This is a genomic window from Flavobacterium sp. KH_035 (assembly GCF_057839565.1).
The window spans coordinates 4686394-4704657 of sequence record NZ_CM174492.1 but is presented as its reverse complement, the minus strand read 5'-3'; the positions used below and the strand labels follow the sequence as shown (position 1 = coordinate 4704657).

Sequence of the window (18264 nt, the reverse complement as noted above, 5' to 3'; positions counted from 1 at the left end):
TTACATATAACTAAACATAAAACCCGCTAAAATTTTAGTGGGTTTTGTTGTATATAAAAGGTTGTATTACTTTTTTTAATGAGTTTTATACTTCTTTTGTTGGTTTTGTTATTAGCATATTTTTCATTTTGGTAATGGTCAAATGCTGATCGATTATGAATCTGGCTTCTTGTAGCCAATTGCCACAAAGGCGAATTAGAGGGAGTAACTTTAGGTCGGGGTTTGTGAAGACATTTAGAGCGTGATTCCCTATAAAAAGAGTACGTTTTAATGTGACGAACAGATAATATATCAGATGTTCGTTCTAGTGCAGAGATCGTACTAGCCATCTCCATGTTACTATGTGTTAAAAGCAATTACACCCAACGGGTTAATTTTAATATAAAAAATGAATATTGCTTTTTTTCTACTAAAAGAATGAAAAATAGTACTTAAAAGTATCAAAACAGGGTTGTTATCTAGAATAATTCAAAATAATTTGGTTTGATTTGATACAAATAATACATTTGCACTATTAAAAATAATTCTAAATAACATGAAAGTAAAAGTACTATTGCGACTTTTGGGCTGTTTGATGATGATGCTTACGGCTTCTGCATCGTTTGCACAGACTGGTACAATAAAAGGAACGGTTTCATTATCTAATGATGAAGCAGCGGATAATATTTCTGTAACTCTTAAAGGAACAAAGATTGGAACTACTACTGATGCTCAGGGAAATTATGAGATCAAGAACATCAGACCCGGAAATTATATTCTGAAGGTTTCGGTAATTGGGTTTTCATCTAAAGAAAAAAATGTTGCAGTTTCAGCAGGAAGTGATCTTGTCGAAAATTTCACACTGCTTACCACTTCTGAGGCACTTACGGAAGTATTTGTAAAAGGGAATGCAAATAAGTATACTAAATCAGAAAGTCAGTATGTATCGAGAATGACGATTAAAAACCTTGAAAATTCACAAGTATATAATGTCGTTACTAAAGAGTTGATCAAAGATCAGTTGGTAACCAATCAGGATGAAGCATTAAAAAATGTACCGGGTTTATATCAATTATGGGCAGCTACCAATCGTGCCGGTGACGGAGCTTCATGGTATTCCTTACGTGGATTTACTACTCAGAGTTTAGTGAGAAATGGTCTTGCCGGAAAAGTAAACAGTAACACTGATGCGGTAAACTTAGAAAGAATCGAAGTGATAAAAGGACCATCAGCTACACTTTTTGGAAATGTGGTTTCTTCTTACGGTGGATTAATCAACCGTGTAACTAAAAAACCTTATGATAATTTTGGTGGAGAAATTTCATATCAAAACGGAAGTTATGGTTTTAACCGTTTAACGGCCGATATCAATACTCCAATTAATGATGACCATACGGCTTTGTTCAGATTGAATGCTGCTTTTGGAAATGCGAATACTTTTCAGGATTTCGGTTACTCAAAGAGTTTCTTCGTAGCGCCGTCTTTTGCTTATAAAGTAAACGATAAACTAACCATCTCTATCGATGCCGAAATTGGAAATCAGGACAACTCTGGTATGCCTTTAATTTATCTTCCTTTTGGAGTTTCTATTGCTGACTTAGGAGTTAATAATGCTAAGAATTTGGATGTTAATTTCAAAAGATCATTTTTAGGAGATGAATTTATGACCAACACGAAAACATTAAACGTTTTTGCACAGGCTCTTTATCAAATTTCAGACGAATGGACTTCTCAAACGGTATTCAGCAGCAGTTCTAATAAAGCAAGTGGTTTACAGACATGGTTTTACCTTTTGAAAGATCAGGAATTCTCAAGAAACGCCTGGGATGCAAATGGAAAAGATAATGCGATCGAATTCCAACAAAACTTTAATGGAGATTTCAAAATTGGATCAATGAGAAACCGCTTCTTGGTAGGTGGCGATATCTATTACGGTTCAAATAAATTAGTGTACCAAAGTTTACCGGGTTATGCGCCGTTCGACACTATAAAGTATACAGGAGCGGTTACTAATTATTACGACTTTAACCCAACAAATGTAAAGGATGCACTTACCGGAAAAGGGAATCCTCCTTATACTACTAATAGTTCTATAGCGACATACAGTGTTTATGTAGCAGATGCAATCAACATTACAGAAAGATTAATTCTTTCGGCAGCGGTACGTTTTGATCATTTTCAAAATAAAGGATCATTTGATCCTGCTTCGAATACAAAAGCGGACAATTTTTCTCAAAATGCTTTCTCACCAAAATTTGGTGCCGTGTATCAAATCGTAAAAGATCAGGTATCTGTTTTTGGAAATTACCAAAATAGCTTTACCAATAAAGGATTCTTAAATGCTAATGTTGGAGGGAAACTTGAAATGAAACAGTTTGATCCTGAAAAAGCAAATCAGCTTGAAGTTGGTGTGAAAGTAAATGCTTTCCAGAATAAAGTAAGCGCAACCTTTAGCTATTATGATATCAAAGTTGACAATATTGTAATTGCAGATCCGAATCTTCCAAATGCGAGTATACAAAACGGAACACAATATAGTAAAGGTTTTGAAGTAGAGCTTACAGCTAACCCAATTCCGGGATTGAACCTTCTTGTGGGGTACTCTAATAATAACTCTAAATTAAATAATTTAAGACCTGTAACTGCAGGACCAGAAAATTTAATCAACTACTGGTTTAGTTATAATCTTCAAAGAACCAAACTTAAAGGATTAGGTTTAGGATTTGGAGGGAATTACGGAGATGCTACCTACATTTACAATAACGGACCTGGTCAAACTTTTGAGCTTCCGTCATATGCTGTGGTTAATACTGCTTTGTACTACGATCAGCCGAAATACAGAGTGTCTTTAAAAGTAAATAACTTAACAGACCAATTGTATTTTAATGGTTATACGACAATAAATGTCCAGGCTCCACGTACCGTTATGGGTAGTTTAACTTATAAATTTTAGTTTTTTTAGAATACTGAATATAAAAAGGCTCGAACGTAATGTTCGAGCCTTTTTTGTTGATGACTTGTGATGTAATTAGAATGCTTGTATAAAGCTTAAGGTTAGTTGTGTACCATTTTCTTTAACATAATTCATTATTGAAAAATGGGAAATATCGACGGTTAATACAATTTAAAATAGGATTTGTTCTTAGTTATATATTTAGTTCTCTATCCATTCAATTACTTTAATCCTGATTATTGTTAGGTTACCATACTTCTCGACATCTTGTGGTGTCCATATATATTCCTTTCCTTTAGATCTTTTATCATCACTCCAATCAACAGGTTCCTTTACATAGACATAAAAGCTTATGTTTTTTCGTCCAACAACTTTTTGATTAATTTCCGAAGGACTCAAAAATTTAAAAGTAAAAAATGAAGGACTATCAGTGGTAGCAAAAGCAGTTTTTATTTCAGGTTTTATTTCTTTTAGGAGGCTTTTCAGAGGCTTATTGAGAAACTGCTGTTCATTTGTTTTTAATTTAAATATATCATTAGGAGTTTGTACCAATTGCTGTGCTTTGCAGCTATAGTTAATTAATAATAACAGAAGTATAAATGTTTTTAATAGCTTTTTCATTTTTTTTGAATTATTTGTTAATTACAAGGTATTGAGGTGTAAGACTTGTTGCCATTTGGGAGTATAGATTCTTTAGTATTAAACGGTTTGAATTGCCCTTCAGAATCTTGTTTCATCAAAGTGACTCCTGCATTATATTTATTTAAAATTACTGACATTGCTTCAGTCCTGCCATCAATAGAAGAACCAAAGGTAGTGACTAAATTTTGCAGTTGGTCAAAAAGAACGTCTGGAAATTCGGGATTGTAACCTGCTATTTGATCAGCAGGATAAGCAGCAGTAAAATCTTTTGCTGCTTGCAAATCGGTTATAACAATTGCATATACTTCTCCTCCCGTTAGAATGTACGAAGTTGTAAAATTACGATTGTCTACATTTAACGTTATGCCAGCGTAAATGTCGCCTGCAGACAGTGGCGTATTATTTGGGTGGTTGTGCAAGGCGGCAAAAGATCCATGCCAGTTTGTGTTTACTTTTACACTAGAAGTGCCACCACTATTCATAGCTATCTGTCCCAATTGATTATTCCGTCTAGTTAAAGTAATACTATGCTCTATTTTTGGGTTAGCATTAAGAATATTTTTTTTTGCGGATAGAAAAACTGGGTCTTTTCCGTCAATAGACATTTTTGTGGCTTGTGCACAGGGATCTAATTTTATAACTGGAGGTGGCTGACCACCAGGAAAGGATGGACCTCCTGGGAAATAGGGAACTCCAGGCACTGGTATATTGTCAGGTACCCAACTCCAATTACTACAAGTTGTAATGGGACCAACTGTAACGTAGTAGGTGCATATGTATTTTGAAGTGACGTTCTGTATGGGAGCTCTGTTATGATATCTAATATGCTGACCGTTTTGAAATTCTCCAGAATAAATAATTTTGTTTTTACTGTTTTGTATTGTTATATATCCCGAATATATGGAATCAGTTTTATAGAGATTAAACTCTTTACTGTTATTTATAATTTTATTCTTTGTAGTGTAAATAATATTAAAGATCTGATATTCTTCATTTTCATTTAAAATGAATAATAATGACATATAGGTTCTATAATCGGTATCGTCAATAACATTTGTTGATGTATTGTTAAACAGCATAAGAGGAATTTCTATCGTTTTAGCATCACCTTCAATAGATATTCTTGCATTTTCCCAATCTATTTTTTTTGTATACTTTAGTGATTCTAGATTTGGACTGTTATTGTCAAACCATTCTTTTACTGCAGTTATATCAGGATTTATGACCGTAGTTTTTATTTCATCGCTTTGGCAGCCGGTCATAAACGTACTTACGTATGTTAGTACTAGTAGATTCAATATATTTTTTGTTTTTTGTATCATATTTTACAATGAATTTAAACTTGTTATTTAAGAGTATTTATTCAGTTCAATAGGTTTTTTCAGAAATATATATGTATAGTAGTATATGTTTATAGTAAAGATAGTTGTTTTTTCTTACAAAAAAAAACATTTTGAATAATTGTTTTTTATGTAGATTAGGTCAGAATAGTGTATTCGAAATGAAGGTTTTATTAAGTACTATTTTGGTAATTTTATTCACCAACCCTTAGCCGATATTTTTCATAATAATAGACTGATTAGGACGGTTAGTTTTTATAATAATCTTCAATTTATACTTTCTTTGATAAAAATGAATTTGATTTTATTTGAATAATAGATGAACTCAAATTAGTTTAGTTGTTTGTTGTTATTAGTGGATCAAAGCGATATTAAACCGATCATTGTGTTTTCAAATATTTCATTTGGTAGTTACTTAACTGCAATTGGCTTTGTTCTGTTTATTTATTATTTTGAATTAATACTAAATTTTATCAAAAAGATTTTAAAAGAGTCTGTAAAAGAAAAAGAGGAGGCTGTCCTTATTATTTTAGGGCAGCCTTTTTTTGTTGATGACTTGTGATGTAATTAGAATGCTTGTGTAAAGCTTAAGGTTAGTCGTGTACCATTTTCTTTAACATAATTCATATTGTTCGATTGCCATTGTGAGATAACCGTATAGTAGTCCCTATTGAATAAATTCTCAACACCTAAACGAATCGTACTTTTTTTCATAAAAGTATAACCGGACGAAAGATTAAAAGCGGTGAATGATTTTATTGGTCCTGTTCCATACGTATAAGCTCCATTAACAGGCTCAAATCGGTCTCTTCCCGGTGTATTGATCATTTGCAGAAAAATGGACCAATCTTCGATAGGCCTAAATACAGTATAAGCCGTTATTTTTGGCGGATTGATGCGATCACCTCCTAAATACACTTTTTTGTCAGTAAGTTCACGTTTCCCTTCTGTAAAAGAATAACTGGCTCCGATATCTATTTTGGAATGAAGACGGTATTTTGCTGATAACTCAAAACCATAGATCTTTTCTGGTGAACGGGAAATCTGTGGATTACCGTCGATATAAACATAAGAAGCACCTAATTTGGAAGTACTGTAATAAACAGCTGCTTCATAAGATAATCGATCTACAGCTCCGGAGAATCCAAATTCATAATTATTGGCAGTAACTGCTTTTATTGAAGTATTGTTAACGGTATTTTCTTTTGCTGCACGTAATACTAAACCTAAGTCGGCTACACTGAAACTTTGAGAAAAGCTTACAAAAGGTTTAAACAAATTCCATTTTGTATAACGCAATCCGGCATTGAACATTAGTGCATTAAAATGTAATGCCCCGCCGTTTACTGCGACACCTCCACCTACGTAAGTTCCGTTTACATAATTACGAATACCAATGGTGGTATAGTTAGGAACGTCAATGTTTACATTTTCAAGTCTCAAACCGGTTTTAAAGACCAAGTTTGGTCCAAACATGTTCTTAATTTGAAAGTAAGGAGCCAAATTGGTCATACTCATTTCCGGAATTACCAATCTGTTATCAGTAAGATGAGTATCGGTAATATCTGAAAGAATATCCACTCCATAAGTAACATTACCGGATATAAGAGAATTAATTTCGTACGGACTGTTTAAATTCAAACGAAAACCAAATTTTTTACTTTGTGTAGCAGGTTGTCCTTTGTTTTCAAAAAAGTCGCTATAGTTAATAAGTGTAAGATAATCTTGAAAATAGAGAGTAGCATTAATATCTGTATTTCCAATAATATTCTCCCCAATATAACTTAAAGCGGCATTGTGGTTATAAGGCGTTCCTTCCGGTTCTCCGGGACGTGACCCTTTGATTCCGGTAGTAGGCCTATCAAAATTTCCATACACTCCGGCTTTGGCAATATAATCAGTGTGTTGTGTGCTTTTGAAATAATTGTACATTAATTCCAGACGATTGTTAGCGTTAAAATCATATCCAATTTTAGCAAAAGCATTCCAGTTTCTAAGATCGTTCATTCCATATTCCGGTGAAAGGACACGTCCTTTTGCATCGCGATAAAGCCCCGTTTCTTCATAACGGCCACTAACTACATAATCGAACTTCTTAATTTTCCCGTTGAACTGCTGTGATATAAAGAAACCGGCAGTTTCTTTAGGTTTAATCAGTGAGAAAGCTGTCCCAGCCTCTGTTGATCCGCTTATTGCTTTATCGGTAGTTGGTTTTTTTGTAATGTAATTGATCAAACCACCATCAGCACCGTTACCGTAAATTGCGGTAGCGCCTTTAATAACTTCAACGCGATCCAGCACTGTAGGATCGAGAGAACGCATGTCTTTTGCTCCGTCTCTTAAAGGTGTAGATTGTGGAATACCATCAATCATTACCAATACGCGGCGACCACGTAAAGTCTGACCTAAATTCTGAGTTCTATTAGTAGTAAAGCCTAAGCCCGGAACTGTTGTACCCAGAATATCACTTAAATTGGAGCTTATACTTAATTGTTGTTGTAATTGTTTCTTTGAAAGTATGGTTACTGAAGAAGGAACTTCGTTTAAACTTTCGACTTGTCTTGTGGCAGAAATAACAATTTCTTTTAATTCATTGTCAGATTTTGATTTGTCAGGCAAAACACTATCTTGACTTTGAGGATTTGTTTTAGAAGCTTGTTGTGCGGAAAGTGAACTTATAGTAAAGAACACCATCAGCAAAGAATAAATTCGCATATTTAGCTTATTTAGATTTAATTAAAATAGCAACAAATATAGAGAATCTATTAGAAGAATAATAGGAGAAAAGCAGCTAAAGTAGTGCTGCCTTTCTATTTTATTATTTAGTTTCGTTGGGGTTAGTTACTTAATTCGGCTGATTTAAGTTTTGTTACTCCTTCCTGAACAATTGCATCTTTCAAAATGGTGAGGAAATCGTTAAAATTTACATGTTTATCCACCATGAAAAGTATTTCCTTCTTAATATCAAGCCAAGTGTCGATATCTACTTCATTATGTTGAATCTGAGCTTCTAGTTTATCTAAAGTATTAGCAACTTTTGATTCGTTACTTACTTTGTTCTCAAAGTCATACCAAAGATTGTAAATTCTGCGTAAGTAATTCTTATAATTTTTACTGGAGTTTCCTGGTATAGAGAGCTGTATTATCTCAAATTAAAAATAAATTTTGTATCAATACTGTAACTATTAATTTTAAGTAACGTCTTACGTATTTATAACCAATCAAAAACTAAAAGATATAAATGGAATTAATTATTAAAAACCTGGACAAAAAATACAGTAATGGCGTGCATGCACTGAACGATGTTTCACTTCACATTAAAAAAGGAATGTTTGGATTACTTGGGCCAAATGGAGCTGGAAAATCTTCTTTGATGCGAACACTGGCTACTTTGCAGGATGTTGACAGCGGTTCAGTAACTCTTGGAGATATTGACGTCTTGAATAACAAAGAAGCGGTTCGTAAAGTTCTGGGTTATTTGCCACAAGAATTTGGCGTGTATCCAAGAACTTCAGCTGTAGAACTTTTGGATCATTTGGCATTACTGAAAGGGTTTGATAAAAAATCAGACCGTAAACAAATCATAGAACAATTACTAGTTAAAGTCAATCTTTGGGAACATCGAAAAAACGCTGTGGGGAGTTACAGTGGAGGAATGCGCCAGCGTTTTGGAATAGCACAATGTTTAATTGGAAATCCGCAATTGGTTATTGTAGATGAACCGACTGCGGGATTGGATCCTGGTGAAAGAAATCGTTTTTATAATATTTTGAGTGAAATAGGAGAAAACACAGTTGTTATCCTTTCCACTCATATTGTTCAGGATGTTCGCGAACTTTGCACAGAAATGGCGATAATGAACCAGGGAAAAGTGCTATTTAGCGGTAATACTGATGATGCTTTACTGCAAGTGAAAAGCAAAGTTTGGGAGAAAAAAGTAACCAAACTGGAATTACCTGAATACCAAAAAGGCTACAAAGTTATTTCGAATAAATTAGTTGGTGGACAACCTTTGATTCACGTTTTTTCGAATACTCATTTGAATGATGGATTTAGTCCGGCAGAGGAAAATCTCGAAGATGTGTTTTTTGCGAAATTAAACGAATTAGTTTAAGAAAAAAGATACTGAATTACTAAGATTTTAGAAACTTAGGCTGATAAAATCTCAGTATCAAATAACGTCAATCTTTTAGCTCTTTTTAAATAAAAAATTATGTGGAAATTTATACGATATGAATTAAAATATTGGTTACAGACACCAATGATATGGATCTTTTTATTCATTAATACCCTGATCGTTTTTTTTGCGGTTGGATCTGAGCAGGTTACCATTGGCGAAAGCATTGGTAATATACACAAAAATGCACCTTTTGTCGTAGAACAATTCTACGGTATACTTTCGGTAATTTGTTTACTGATGACTACAGCTTTTATGAACGCCACGGCCAACCGTGATTTTCAAAGTGGAATGTATCAATTTATATTCTCCTCCCCAATCAAAAAAAGGGACTATTATTTCGGGAAATTTATTGGAGCAGCGATCGTCTCCGTAATTCCTTTACTTGGAATTTCTTTAGGTGTTTTGATTGCTCCGGTATTAGCACCAATTTTTAATATGTGTCCAGCGGAAAGATTTGGCGAAATCATTTGGTCTGGGCATTTACAGGGTTTATTGGTTTTTGGGATTCCAAATGTGATTATCTCAGGGGTTTTATTATTTGCTTTAGCTATTATTTTTAGAAGCAATATTGTATCTTTTATAGGTGCTATGCTTATTTTGGTATTCTATATTGTCTCGTCTGGATTTACCAAAGATATTCAGAAAGAATGGTTAGCCAATTTGCTTGATCCTTTTGGGATTCGTCCTTTTAAGATTATGACCAAATACGCCACTGTTGCTGAAAAAAATCTAAGCGCAGTCTCCTTACATGGCGATTTACTGACCAATCGTTTGATTTGGATAGGAATCAGTTTGGTTATTTTATTGGCAGTTTATTTTAAATTTTCTTTTAATGCTAAAAAAGAAAAAAAGAAAGAGAGTAAAAAATCAAAAGTATCTGAAAGTCCTGTTGTTGTTTCCAATGTGGTATTCGAAACAACAAAAGCCAATGTTTTTTCGATAAGTACCTTTTGGAGTTTAGTAAAATTTGAAACTAAATCGATCATCAAAAACCCCACTTTTATTATCATTGTGGCCATTGGAATGATTAATTTGATTGCGAGCCTTATAAGTTTTACAGGCCGTTATGGAACTGCTCAATATCCTGTTACTTATGATGTAATCGATACTATAAAAGGGGCTTTTGGCATTTTTATGATCGGATTTATTACTTTTTACACTGGTGTTTTAGTTTGGAAAGAACGTGATGCCAAAATCAATGAAATTCAAGATGCCACACCGATCAAAACAGGTGTTTTATTCTCCTCTAAATTGGTGGCCCTCATTATTGCTTTAGCCATTGTTTTTGCCCTAACGATAATAGTTGGGATTATGTCACAAACAGCTCATGGATATTACAATTACAAATTGGATGTTTATCTAAAATCAATAATGGTAGTATCTTTGTTGAGCTATTCTTTTATGGCGGTGATTTCCTTGTTATTCCATTATTTAATCAATAACCGATATATTGCCTATTTTGCTTTTGTCACTTTTATAATCGTTAATAATTTCATTTGGGGGGTACTCGAAATCAATAGTAATATGTTGAATTTTGGTAACACACCAGCCATTACTTACTCGGACATGAATGGGTTTGGTCCTTTTGTCTCCTCTACCATTTGGTTCAATGTGTACTGGGCGCTGTTTTGTTTGATCTTGTGTTTTGTTATTAACGCATTTTACGTTCGTGGTAAAGAACAGCAATTTAAATACAGATGGATAAATGCAAAAAAACAATTTGGAGAAAATAAGATTGGCATAGCGATCACCTTAGTTGCATTTGCACTTTGCAGTAGTTTTGTTTATTATAATACTAAAGTCTTAAACACTTACGATTCTTCAAAAGAACAGGAGAACAAGCAAGTGGATTATGAGAAAAAATATAAAAAATTCGAACATCTGGTACAGCCTCGTTTTTATAAATTCAATTACACTATTGATCTTATGCCCGAAGAACGAAATATGACTGCAAAAATAGAAGCTTGGGCAAAAAACAAATCTAATGTAGCGATACGAGAACTCCATTTTACGATGCCAGAAGTATCTGATAGTTTAAAAATGAGTATTGCCGGAGCAAAATTGAAATTAAAAGATTCCCGTTTAAATTATGAGATTTATGAATTAAACAAACCTTTATTGCCCAATGATTCCATTAAAATTAATATCGATTTATGGAAATTGACAAAAGGATTCGAAAACGAAGTCAGTTTTACACAGCTGACTCAAAACGGAACGTTCTTCAATAATTATGATATTGTACCATCTCTGGGATACAATAATGGCATGGAGGTTTCAGATAAAAACAAACGAATCAAACTGAAATTACCGAAGAGAGAAAGAATGCCAAAACTGGACGAGAACAATCTTTCGGCCAGGGGCAACACGTACCTTGCAAATGATTCGGATTGGGTTGAGGTGAATACGACGATAAGTACGGCGCCGGACCAAACTGCCATTGCTCCAGGGTCACTATTAAAAACGTGGGAAGCTAATGGAAGAAAGTATTTCAATTATAAATTGGATCAAAAATCATTGAACTTTTATTCCTTTATTTCTGCAAAGTATGAAATAGCCCGTAAAAAATGGAACGGCATAGATCTCGAAGTTTATTACGACAAAGAGCATGCCTATAATGTTCCGAATATGCTCAAAAGCATGCAGAAATCATTAGAATATTATACTAAAAACTTTGGGCCATATTATCATAAACAATGTAGAATTATTGAGTTTCCAAGATACCAAAGTTTTGCACAAGCTTTTCCTGGTACTATGCCTTTTAGCGAAGGTATCGGTTTTATCATTGATTTAAGTGATGTAAAGAAAGATGATATTGACCAGGTTTATTATGTCACGGCACACGAAATGGGGCATCAGTACTGGGCACATCAGGTTTCTGGTGCCAATATGCAGGGAAGTGAAATGTTTAGTGAAGGTTTTGCTCAATATTCTGCTTTGATGGTCATGGAAAAAGAATACGGAAAAGACAAAATGAAAAAATTCCTGAAGTATGAGATGGATCGTTATTTAAGTGGCCGTAGTTCTGAGCTTGAAGGAGAGCAGCCTTTGATGAAAACCGAGCACCAACAATACATCCACTATCAAAAAGCAAGTGTGGTCATGTATTATTTAAAAGAAATGATTGGAGAGAAAAAGGTAAATCAGGCTTTGAAAAATTTGGTTGATACTTATGCCTATAAAAACCCGCCATTTCCAACTTCGATAGGCGTGGTAAGTGAATTAAGGAAAGTAACTCCGGATAGTTTACAGTATTTGATTTCTGATATGTTTGAGAACATTACATTGTTTTCAAACCGAATGTTGGAAGCCAAATATAAAAAAGTAGGTTCTGAGTATGAAATCACTTTAAAAACGACTTCCGAAAAATTCAGATCGGATGCACTTGGAAAAGAAACTCAAATACCTGTTGCCGATTATATTGATATTGCTGTTTTTGCAGAACCAAAAAACGATTCCGGTTTGGGTAAGGTTTTGGTTTACAAAAGACTGAAAATAACAAAAAAGAACAATGTTTATGTTTTCAAGACTAAGGAGAAACCTTTTGAAGCGGGTATCGATCCCTACAACTATTTGATTGATCGAATTCCGGACGACAATTTGAAGAAAGTAGAAGACTAAAATTTTTAACTGAATTTCTAAGACATTCGTTTCATTAAGGAATTTCTGGGAAAGAAAGTGATAAGAAGAATAATCTAAATAGTTTTATAAAAGAGGAAAACTTTTGTGGGAGATAATCCTGCAAAAGTTTTCCTCTTTTAAAACTCAGAATTTTTGCCTTTATCGGAATCATTTTTGTTTCGCAAAAAGAGTTTATAGCAATCGCAGGATAATTTAAAGGGCAATTAGACAATGATTAAGCGATAGCCAACTCCTCTCATGTTTATGATCGAAATTTTGGGATCGGAGGCAAGATGACGTCGCAGTTTTGAAATAAAAACATCTAAACTTCTTCCGTTGAAAAAACTGTCATCACCCCAAAGATCCAGAAGCACTTCTTTTCTGGAAAGGATACCGTCTTTATTTGTTAAAAATTGATAAAGAATTTGTCCCGATCTTGAAGATAAATAAATTGATTCGCCATTATAATTTAGTTCATAATTGTGGTGATTGTACTTGTAATCGCCCAATTGAAAATTATTTTCATTTGTTTGAGAAGATTTATCTTTTAATAATCTGTTTACTCTCGCAATCAATTCTTCTATACTGAACGGTTTCCTTACATAATCGTCAGCTCCTATTTCAAAACCTTTTAAAACATCTTCGGTTAAAACTCTAGCCGAAAGAAGTATAATTGGCATTTGATTACCTTTTTCGCGAAGCGTTTTTATGAAAGTGTATCCATCTAACTTTGGCATCATAATATCTGCAACAGCAATATCAAAGATTTGATTGTTAAGTGCTTCTAAACCTTCTTCACCGTTAGTTACCCACTGTACTTTAAAGCCTGCCCGGAAGAGCATATCAGTTGTAATTTCGCCCAAATTTGGATCATCTTCAAGATATAATATTTTAGGTTTACGATTCATAAGAAGGCATATTGATTTCAATTAATGTACCAGTTTCAAGATGAGATTTTATTACTTTAATGGATCCTCCCTGATTTTTTAATGAATTTCTTGCAAAGCTAAGCCCAAGACCAAAGCCTTTCCTATCATGGAGGTCGTTTTCGGAGATTCTGAAATAAGGTTCAAAAATTTCTTCTGCATACTTATCCGGAATCCCTATTCCATTGTCTTTAATGTAGATTAAAACTCTATTTTGAATTTGTTTCGCAGAAATAATAATGATTGGCATATTGTCTGAATATTTTAATGAGTTATCCATCAGGTTTAGAAAAATTTGTTTCAACTGATCTGCGTTTCCTTTTAAAATTATTTTTTCATCAACTTCATCGAATATAACTTTAGCTTCTTTTTTCAGGATAATACCTGATATTGTTTCGACTACTTCTTCGATCAAAGCTACTAAATTGACCTGGCTGAGGATTTGTTTTTGATAGTTGCTGTCCGCTTTTGCATTTTGTAGAATCGTTTCAACCAGAGAATATAGCTGGGTCGCAGCTCGTTGAATAATACCCGCATACTTTTTTGCTGCTTCAGGCTCACTCGCAATATCATATTTTACAAGTCCATCTGTGGCAACCATTATAGTCGAAATAGGAATTTTAAGCTCGTGAGTCATATTTTGCGTGAAGATTTCTTTGTTCTTAAGAAGTTTTCGATTGATTGTGATATTATGAATAAACAAACTTATAGTACCTATGAAAAGAATTATATAGAATATTGAAAAAGCGATAGATTTCCATATTTGCGAAATAATAATACTTGAAAGGTTGTCTATATGAGCCCTGAAAGTGATGTTTTCTTTCATAATAAGACTAGCGACAGGTTCTGTGGTATTTTTATTCTCAATAGTACGGTTTTTAGGATACGTCGTGGTTCCTTTACTGTTTTGTCGGTAGATGGTTACTCCATTTTCGCTGAATAACTCGGGATGTAATTTTTTCAATGAATGGTAAATCAGACTATCTGCTTTATTGTAGGAGAGCAATATTTTTTTACTTACTTCCTGAAACTTCTCTTCTTTATAGGGGGTCGTAGTTAATACTGTAGCACCTGACTGAGATTGAGTTATTTTGTCATAATCTACTTTTACGTGATTTAAAAGAGAATCTATTTTTGGATTTAAGGATAAATTATTCACAAACTGATTTACTAAAATTTGTCGTATTTCTAGCTTTGTCTGTTCAAGAATCTCCGTTTTTTTATTGAGATAACTGTTTTGCAGCCAATACCATTGAAAGGCTAAAACAATTACTATTGTCAGAACAAGTAAGTATTTGTCGAAACGGAAAAAGAAACTTCGCATAATTTGTATTTGGTGAGGTATAAAATTACGGACTAAAACAGGCTAAATAAAATCGGTTAACACTATTTAACATTATGTAACCCTGTGATAACCCATTATGGTTTAAAGTATGCTGAAATTTGCTCAATAAAATATGTAAAACATGATACTAAAATCAAAAATTTTCTCGATTGGCATTTTGCTTATAGTGGCAGCAATGAATGCCCAAAACAATACCGAAACAGTTCGCGGTAATTCAGAGTTGCCCTCTTCAAAAGCTGATCTTCAAAAAATTACTGCTTTTGATAAGGGGAGTTTTAAATACCAGGTAGAAGATTATTTTGCAAACCCCAAAGCATCTGCGTTTAAAATTTCGCCTGATGGAAAATTTCTATCTTATAAAGAAAGAGATAAGGATGGTAAAAATCATATTTATGTGAAAAATTTAAAAACGGAGAAAGTGTCCCGTATAATTGAAGAAAAGGGCGATATAATTCAAGCTTATGACTGGTTTGATAATGAGCATCTTTATTTTTTTAAAGATAAAGGTGGAGATGAAAATATGCACGTGAATGTGGCAGACATTAAAAATGGAACTGTTAAGGATATCACCCCTTTTGATGGTGTTAAGGTAAGGTCTTTTGAGATCGTAGAGGGATCGGATTATGTAATTGTTGTAATGAACAAAAACAATAAACAAATTAACGAACCATTTAAAATTAACTATAAAACCGGAGAGTTAACACTGCTTATGGAAAATAAGGATCTTAAAGATCCTATCAGCAGCTATATTTTCGACAGAGACGGTAATATAAGGGGATATTACAAGTTGAAAGATGGAGTTGTCGATCAATTGTATTACAAAGATTTAGATTCAAAAAAGTTTAATCTTGTGAATGAAACAGATTGGAAAAGCAATTTTAGCATTATTGAATTTAATTATAATTCTGCTAATAAAGATGAAGTTTATGTTTCTACAAATCTTAACAGTGACAAGACAAGAATTGTTTTATATGATCTTAAAAAAAATAGCATTATAAAAGAGATCTATAGCAATCCTATATTTGATTTAAGTGAAATGGGCATAGGAGGAAAAAAACGAAATTATGAACTTGATTTTGTTGGTTACGAAGGAATTAAGCATGAAATAATTCCTATAAGTAAGTTTTACACAAAAATGCACGACAAGCTAAAAAAAGAGTTTAGCGATAAAGAATTCTCCATAGTTTCACATGATAAAAATGAAAAAACATTTCTAATACTGGTAAACAGTGATAAATTGTTTGGAAGGTATTATACATACGATGTTGCAACAACAAAAATAAAACTATTGTACGACCTAATGCCGCAGTTGAAAGAAGAACATATGGCAGAAATGCGTCCAATACAATTCACTAGTAGAGATGGTTTGACTATATATGGATATATTACTTTACCAAAATCGGCACTTAATGGTGAAAAGGTACCGCTTATTGTTAATCCACATGGTGGTCCACAAGGAATAAGAGATACCTGGGGATATAATAAAGAGGCCCAATTATTTGCAAGTAGAGGTTATGCGACGTTACAAGTTAACTTTAGAATTTCAGGAGGTTATGGAAAAAAATTCCAGGAAATTGGTTATAAACAAATTGGGAGAAAAGTGATGGATGATGTTGAAGATGGAGTAAAATATGCAATTGAACAAGGTTGGGTAGATAAAAGTAAAATTGCCATTTACGGCGGTAGCCATGGTGGTTACGCTACCTTAATGGGGCTTATTAAAACTCCCGATTTATACGTTTGTGGGGTAGATTATGTTGGAGTTTCAAATATCTTTACCTTTTTTGACTCGTTCCCTGAATATTGGAAACCTTTAAGAGAACAGGTTAAAGAAATATGGTATAATTTAGATGATCCGGAAGAAGCAAAAATAGCGAAAGAAGTATCACCGGTATTTCAAACAGATAAAATTAAAAAACCATTATTTGTTGTTCAGGGTGCAAACGACCCAAGAGTCAACATTAATGAATCGGATCAAATTGTGAAAGCGCTCAGAAGCAAAGGATTTGAAACGCCTTATATGGTAAAATATGACGAAGGACATGGGTTTAAAAAAGAAAAAAACAGAATTGAACTTTATAAATGCATGTTAGGTTTTTTTGCTGAAAACTTCAATAAATAAAGCATTGTCATTCCTAATGTCAAAAAATAGTTACAGGAATTCAGGCTGTATCCAAATGCGCCACGATGCTGTCACGCAGAGTCGTTTGATTTTAAAAATTACATAACTGCCATAAAGTAAAAATCTGTGGGTCTTTGGATTCACAGGTTTTTTGTTTTATGAGTTTTTGAAAGGATTGAAAAAGCAGCAAAAAGTAGTCTTAAGGTTTTGCATCAAAAAAGGTATTGTCTTTAACCATGAAAATTTATATTTTTAGCTCCTCTGCAAAACAACAGGAAATTATATAAGGAATGACAGTAGTACCCAAAATCAAAACGTATCATTTTCTTCCATACAAATATGGTTCTGAATTGTTGTTAGATATTGGACGTATCGAAACATTGGAAAATTTTGTATTAGATGATACATTACATCAGCTTAGTTTTTACGAAGTCCTTTTTATTGAAGAAGGAACAGGTACTATTACATTGAACGAAAATAAGATATTGATAAGTCCAAGAACTATTATTTTTACAAGTCCGGGAGAAGTGCGCCGTTGGGATATTGAGAAGGAGGTAAGAGGTTATACCCTTTTCTTTGAGAAAGATTTTCTTCACCTTTTTTTCTCGGATGAACTATTTTTATATCGCTTTCAATATTTCCACCAATATTCACGTCCAACCGAGATGCAGTTATCCGGGACGTCATTTGAAAAATGTCTCGAATTGTTATATGGAATCGAACAGGAGTTTGTTCAGCTTCAGAACGATAGCAGTCATTTGATTCGGTCACTTCTATACCAATTACTGGTCCTTCTCAATCGATATTATGCAGAGATTCACAATGTTCAAAGAGATACTTATGTGCATTTAGATTTTTATAGATTTCGATCTTTATTGGAAAAGAAATTTGCAGATAATCATAGTACGGAAGCCTATTCAAAAATGCTTAATGTCAGTTCAGGATTTCTTAATAAAATTTGTAAGCAATTTAGCGGATTATCGGCGCAGCAAATGATTCACTACAAGCTAATTTCAGAAATAAAGAAACAACTTTGTCAGAACAAATCGGTAAAAGAGATTTCGTACGAGTTTGGATTTTCAGATCCATCCAATTTTAACCGTTTCTTTAAAAAATTTACGGGGACGACACCGCAACAATATCGAAAGAAAATGTAAAT

At 33.4% G+C, this 18264-nt stretch carries 11 protein-coding genes; 5 read left to right on the top strand and 6 right to left on the bottom strand.

The genetic code is table 11. From position 1 onward, the window contains the following. Nucleotides 1-535 precede the first annotated feature (535 nt). Entirely contained in the window at nucleotides 536-2932 is a 2397-nt protein-coding gene (locus AC3IS6_RS19115) for a TonB-dependent siderophore receptor (RefSeq protein WP_489161725.1), read from the top strand. Between the two features lie 201 nt (nucleotides 2933-3133). On the opposite strand, the gene AC3IS6_RS19110 is transcribed toward AC3IS6_RS19115, so the two are convergent. The 4 genes from AC3IS6_RS19110 to AC3IS6_RS19095 all read right to left on the bottom strand — a co-directional run bounded on the left by AC3IS6_RS19110 (nucleotide 3134) and on the right by AC3IS6_RS19095 (nucleotide 8000). Continuing rightward, nucleotides 3134-3553, bottom strand: a complete 420-nt coding sequence (locus tag AC3IS6_RS19110; protein ID WP_173968169.1) for a hypothetical protein — start codon at nucleotides 3551-3553, stop codon at nucleotides 3134-3136. A 17-nt stretch (nucleotides 3554-3570) separates the two neighbouring features. After that, complete coding sequence (locus AC3IS6_RS19105; protein WP_489161723.1) at nucleotides 3571-4872, bottom strand: hypothetical protein; 1302 nt, start codon at nucleotides 4870-4872, stop codon at nucleotides 3571-3573. A 609-nt stretch (nucleotides 4873-5481) separates the two neighbouring features. Continuing rightward, entirely contained in the window at nucleotides 5482-7629 is a 2148-nt protein-coding gene (locus AC3IS6_RS19100; protein ID WP_489161721.1) for a TonB-dependent receptor, read from the bottom strand. 122 nt (nucleotides 7630-7751) lie between these two features. After that, nucleotides 7752-8000: an HD domain-containing protein gene (locus AC3IS6_RS19095; protein ID WP_489164930.1), complete on the bottom strand. Its 249-nt coding sequence runs from the start codon at nucleotides 7998-8000 to the stop codon at nucleotides 7752-7754. Nucleotides 8001-8155: 155 nt separating this feature from the next. On the opposite strand from AC3IS6_RS19095, the gene AC3IS6_RS19090 reads away from it, so the two are divergent. Both AC3IS6_RS19090 and AC3IS6_RS19085 read left to right on the top strand, forming a co-directional pair. After that, nucleotides 8156-9028 carry an ABC transporter ATP-binding protein gene (locus AC3IS6_RS19090; protein ID WP_489161720.1) on the top strand — a complete coding sequence of 291 codons (873 nt, stop codon included), beginning with the start codon at nucleotides 8156-8158 and terminating at the stop codon, nucleotides 9026-9028. Between the two features lie 99 nt (nucleotides 9029-9127). Beyond that, on the top strand, nucleotides 9128-12712 hold the full coding sequence (locus AC3IS6_RS19085) for an ABC transporter permease/M1 family aminopeptidase (protein ID WP_489161718.1): 3585 nt from the start codon (nucleotides 9128-9130) through the stop codon (nucleotides 12710-12712). A 224-nt stretch (nucleotides 12713-12936) separates the two neighbouring features. Here the strand turns inward: AC3IS6_RS19085 and AC3IS6_RS19080 are convergent, their stop codons facing one another. After that, nucleotides 12937-13620 (bottom strand): response regulator transcription factor, encoded by a 684-nt coding sequence (locus AC3IS6_RS19080; protein ID WP_489161717.1) that lies wholly within the window; start codon nucleotides 13618-13620, stop codon nucleotides 12937-12939. After that, the gene (locus tag AC3IS6_RS19075) at nucleotides 13610-14962 is read right to left on the bottom strand and encodes a sensor histidine kinase (RefSeq protein WP_489161715.1); all 1353 of its coding nucleotides are present in this window, start codon (nucleotides 14960-14962) and stop codon (nucleotides 13610-13612) included. Before AC3IS6_RS19075 ends, AC3IS6_RS19080 begins: the two co-directional genes overlap by 11 nt. 142 nt (nucleotides 14963-15104) lie before the next feature. Between AC3IS6_RS19075 and AC3IS6_RS19070 the strand changes: the two genes are divergently transcribed. Further along, the gene (locus AC3IS6_RS19070) at nucleotides 15105-17105 is read left to right on the top strand and encodes a S9 family peptidase (protein ID WP_489161713.1); all 2001 of its coding nucleotides are present in this window, start codon (nucleotides 15105-15107) and stop codon (nucleotides 17103-17105) included. A gap of 290 nt (nucleotides 17106-17395) precedes the next feature. Beyond that, complete coding sequence (locus tag AC3IS6_RS19065; protein ID WP_489161711.1) at nucleotides 17396-18262, top strand: helix-turn-helix domain-containing protein; 867 nt, start codon at nucleotides 17396-17398, stop codon at nucleotides 18260-18262. Nucleotides 18263-18264 lie beyond the last annotated feature (2 nt).